The 4,570-nt window shown below is 42.1% G+C and carries 4 protein-coding genes and 1 pseudogene; 4 read left to right on the top strand and 1 reads right to left on the bottom strand.

What is annotated here, in order from left to right; translation table 11 throughout:
- Window positions 1–904 (bottom strand): annotated as a pseudogene (locus tag B4K20_RS10925) (phosphoribosylformylglycinamidine synthase); the annotation flags it as partial.
- 86 nt (window positions 905–990) lie between these two features.
- On the opposite strand from B4K20_RS10925, the gene B4K20_RS10920 reads away from it, so the two are divergent.
- The 4 genes from B4K20_RS10920 to B4K20_RS10905 form a co-directional block, all read left to right on the top strand.
- Window positions 991–1,416, top strand: a complete 426-nt coding sequence (locus B4K20_RS10920) for an RDD family protein (RefSeq protein WP_289282903.1) — start codon at window positions 991–993, stop codon at window positions 1,414–1,416.
- Window positions 1,417–1,504: 88 nt separating this feature from the next.
- Window positions 1,505–1,933, top strand: coding sequence for a hypothetical protein (locus B4K20_RS10915; RefSeq protein WP_286304406.1), 429 nt, complete (start codon window positions 1,505–1,507; stop codon window positions 1,931–1,933).
- Window positions 1,930–3,174 (top strand): hypothetical protein, encoded by a 1,245-nt coding sequence (locus B4K20_RS10910; RefSeq protein WP_289282902.1) that lies wholly within the window; start codon window positions 1,930–1,932, stop codon window positions 3,172–3,174. Before B4K20_RS10915 ends, B4K20_RS10910 begins: the two co-directional genes overlap by 4 nt.
- An 8-nt stretch (window positions 3,175–3,182) precedes the next feature.
- Window positions 3,183–4,570: cache domain-containing protein (locus B4K20_RS10905; protein ID WP_289282901.1), on the top strand; the 1,388-nt coding region annotated here is incomplete at its 3' end.

Below are 4,570 nucleotides of genomic sequence, written 5' to 3'. Positions count from 1 at the left end.
TTGGATGGTTATGGGTTTCCACCTTCATCAGGATATGCTGGATTTCACCTTCATAGTGATATTGCCCTGTCGCCATATCCACCTGGAATCGATGACTTCTCGGACCTTCAATCACTGATGAGTTATCACTATAAGCTTTGACGACCCCATCAGGGTTGAGGTCATGCGTATTACGAATCATGTTAAACAGCGTGTGAGACTGCGTTTCACCATCAATAATCCAGTCGGCACGGAAAATTTTATGACGGCAATGCTCCGAGTTAGCCTGAGCAAACATCATTAACTCAATGTCATTTGGGTTACGCTCAAGCAAACTGAAATTCTCAAAAAGATAATCAATTTCGTCTTCAGCCAGTGCCAGCCCCATTTGCTGATTGGCCGTGACTAAGGCTTCACGTCCACCGATGAGGATATCCACACTCACCAGTTCACGTGATTTACCATGCATGAATAAACGGTCTGTCTCATCCACTGTTTCAAACACAGTTTCAATCATGCGGTCATGTAATAAACTACGAACAATGGATTTCTGATGCTGAGTCAGTGTTTCGTTGGCTTCAATAAAAAAAGCTACGCCACGCTCAACACGTTCGATGTCTTTTACACCACTATTGACCGCGATATCGGTGGCTTTGCTTGACCAGGGTGAAATCGTTCCCGGTCTGGGTGTGACTAAGAAAAAGGTTTCGTTTTCTTTGGCGTCACTATCACGCATTTCTGCTTCAAGTAGTGTTTCGATAACCTGGTGTTCTGCTGCTGGCAAAACACACTCACCTTCTATTTCAACAAAATAACGAAACTCTGTTCTAACAGCTGTAACAGCAGGCACTTCGGCCTGAATGCTGTTTAGTAATTTCTCCAGACGGAAAGCAGAAAAAGCCGGACGGCCAATCAATTGCAGCATGCGGATCCCAATTCAAGATAAACTAAAGCGATAATGATACTTTATGTAAGGTTTAACGCCCAAATAAAATCCATTGGAAATTGATAATGAGTGTAGTTATTCACAAGCGACCTGGTCCAATTCGCCAGATAATGGCGATGATTTATGACTTTTTACTTTTACTGTCCGCCTTATTATTTGCTGCCATTATTCCGGTTGCGCTAAATAGCGGAGAAGCCATTACACCAGGCAATGTGTTTTTTCTACTTTATTTACTGTCAGTGTGTTTTTTATTTTACGGCTGGTTCTGGACCCATGGTGGACAAACGCTGGGGATGAGAGCATGGAAAATAAAGCTGATTAGCTCAACCTCGCCGACTATCTCATGGAAACAGGCGGCTGTGCGATTTATCTTTGGGCTTATTTCCTGGCTTTGTCTCGGTTTAGGATTCTGGTGGCAGTGGCTCAGTAAAAACAAACAAACTTGGTACAACCAGGCAGCAAAAACCCAGCTTGTTTTTGTCAAAGAATAACTTATTCAACATAAAGAAAGTTTTAACGTGGCTTTTTTTTGAATTCATGCCTAGAATTGAGCTTAACACGGCTTAAGGAACAAGGCTGATGACATGGATAAGCATCAGAGTCCTCATCACTTTATTGCTCCTGGTATCGCAAGATTTACCAGCTCAAACTCTCATTGCCAACGAACAGGTTGAGATAAAGCAATTAAGCAAAACCACTGCTCGCTCTATCTTTGCTATGCGAGTTCATGAGTGGCCAAATGGCACGCCAATCACCGTCTATGTTCTTCAAGATCAAGACCCTACGCATAATCAGTTTTGTAAGTCTGTATTGGGTATGTTTCCATACCAGCTAAGACGGATCTGGGACAGACAGGTCTTCTCTGGCACAGGTACTGCCCCTATCGTCGTTAACTCGGAGCAAGAAATGCTTGATGCTGTCGCCAACACCAAAGGGGCGATTGGGTACATCAGTAAAGATGATGCTGATACACACAAACGTATTCAAATTATTAAGGTGGATTTATGAGAGCGAGTTTGCTTTCCATCTTACTTGTTATTCCAACAATGGCATTGGCCGAAGACAAAGCATGGTATGAACGCATCGCCCTGCATGGTTTTGCATCTCAAGCTTACATACATACTACTGACAATCATTTTTATGGGCCAAGTGATGATGGCAGTTTCGAATTTACTGAAGTCGGCATTAATGGTAGTTTCAGAATCAGCCCTAAGCTCAGGCTTTCTGCACAACTATTATCCAGACAAGCCGGCAGATTTGATAACGGATCACCAAGACTCGATTATGGCTTAGTGGATGTTTCTCTCTATGCCGATGCGCGTTACGCTACGGGTATGTACATTGGCAGAATCAAAAACGAAATCGGCTTATATAACGAAACTCGTGACGTCGCCCACACCAGAAGCGCTATCTTTCTTCCTCAGGTGATTTACTTTGATAAAGTCAGAAATACCATTATGGCCGCTGATGGTATACACCTTTACAACAATATTAACTTAGACAGTGGCACACTGTTTATGGAAGTGGGTACTGGTTATACCCTGGCCGATAAAAACGTTGAATATGCCTATCTGGGTGATGACTGGGCTGGCGCCATTCATAACGATAAGCTAGGGATATTCGGAAAAATTCTATACGAGCATAACGGTGGAGAGTGGATTTACTCCATAACTGGAACAAGAGTCACACTTGATTTTGATGCAGGTGCAAGTGACCGTGTGCCCTTCCCTTTTGGTCCAGGAATGAATTCGGGTGAAATTGATATCGATTACACCGTTTTATCTGCCCAATATAACGGTGAGAAATGGCAATTTACAGGCGAAGTGGCTTTTGAAAATGTTGATTATGTTGACATCGGTGGACCCGTCTCACAGATGAATATTAATTCGATCGGTTATTACTTACAGGCAAATTATAATTTCACACCGGCCTGGCAAGCATTCATCCGTTATGAAGAATTCCAGTTAAACAAACACGACTGGAATGGAAAAGAAGCCGCCAGACAAAATCGCATCAATAGCCAGCAGCTCGCCTCATTGGGGATTAATCAAGCCCCCGTGCCGGCTCATGAATATTATTCTAAAAGCTGGGTGTTAGGGGGACGCTGGCATGTCACACATAATGTAATGCTTCGTGCCGAATATCACATCGTCGAGGGTGTGGCCACATTATCACCGCGTGAAAACACCGTTACTGACACCAGCAAAAGATGGGATATGTTCGCTATGTCCCTGTCTTATCGGTTTTAGTTCTGACGATGAGTATTCACACCCCATTTTTAAGTATCCGCTGGAAAGCGGGCTTATTTTTTAGTTTTATTCTGTTAATTTTTCTATTGATCTTTCATGTCATTATTTACTGGAACGTCCAACAAAAATTTGTTTTGTTCCGTTCTCAATTACAAGAGCAATATCATCAACAACTACTCGGACAAATCACGACCACACGAGATCAACTACAACGTCTTGCTGAATTACTCATCTCACCGGACGCCACACAGCAAGGTTCAGCACTTAAACAAAATGAGATATTAGATCGTATTCATCGCTACCGCAGCGATCTAGAGTTGAATTGGGATGTATCCCAAGTGCAGTTGTTTGATAGTAGTGGTCGGAACCTAGGTGGCTGGGGCCCGCCCACTCCAAAAGTCATTAAAGATAATATTACGCTGACCGCAGAAACTGAACTCGCCCAGAGTCAGCTAAATTGTGAAGTTAGTTGTAAGCAATATCAACTGTTACCTATTTTGGCTGATAGTGAGACAAACTATGTATTGGTGCTTGGCTATAATCTGACACAATCATTATTAGATTTTCAGGCACAAACTGGCGCCGACATTGCCATCATTTCCGATCAATCCAACACACAAGAGTTACGTCAAACCGACTCATCACTCTGGGACCGTCATCTCAATGTGCTCACGTCATTTAATAACAATATCGCTTATTTGAGATTCTTAGCAAAACACTACCGTTTTCAAGACATTGACCACGATAAGCTGATATTACGTGATTCAAATTTACCCGTTGAATTTCAATTTATTAAGCTAAGACAAGTCGATAATGTGGTGCTGGTTATCATAGATAACATTGCCAAACAGCAACAAGAGCTTAACAGCCTCACATACAGAACAATTATCTGGTCACTCATTGGCTTGATTGTGATTGGTGGCAGTCTGTTTTTATTATTATCAGCACCACTCAAACGTTTATCCAAAGTCTCTAAAGCGCTGCCCTTATTAGCCGAAAAAAAATACCTGCAAGTCAGAAACACTCTGAATCATGCCTCCCCGAAGCGTTATCTTGACGAGCTGAATATCCTTGAACAATCGGCTGTAGTCTTATCGGAACAACTAGAAGGTCTTGAGAATTCGGTCAGCAAACAAACAGATTCACTTAACAAACGGACACAAGAACTCATACAAGAAAGAGATTTTGTTAGTAATCTGATAGAGACCGCCCAATTAATTATTATCACACTGGATAAAAACTACTGCATTTCCAGCTTTAATGAGCTTGCCACAAATATCACAGGCTATGAGGCCAATAACGTTATCAGTCAACCATTCGAGCAATTTTTTCATCCTTCTGACTGGCAAAATATTCATCAATCATTACAACGACTATCTCATTATGATGAAAATAG

The sequence above is a fragment of the Methylophaga sp. UBA5088 genome, assembly GCF_002414625.1.
In the GTDB taxonomy this organism is placed as follows: Bacteria; Pseudomonadota; Gammaproteobacteria; order Nitrosococcales; family Methylophagaceae; genus Methylophaga; species Methylophaga marina.
The sequence above is the reverse complement of the archived record's forward strand: the minus strand, read 5'-3'. Positions and strand labels throughout refer to the sequence as shown.

What these genes read in the sequence shown, in the direction of transcription:
- B4K20_RS10920 (WP_289282903.1), top strand. Translation starts at nt 991, where the DNA reads ATGAGTGTAGTTATTCACAAGCGACCTGGTCCAATTCGCCAGATAATG.
- B4K20_RS10915 (WP_286304406.1), top strand. Translation starts at nt 1,505, where the DNA reads ATGACATGGATAAGCATCAGAGTCCTCATCACTTTATTGCTCCTGGTA.
- B4K20_RS10910 (WP_289282902.1), top strand. Translation starts at nt 1,930, where the DNA reads ATGAGAGCGAGTTTGCTTTCCATCTTACTTGTTATTCCAACAATGGCA.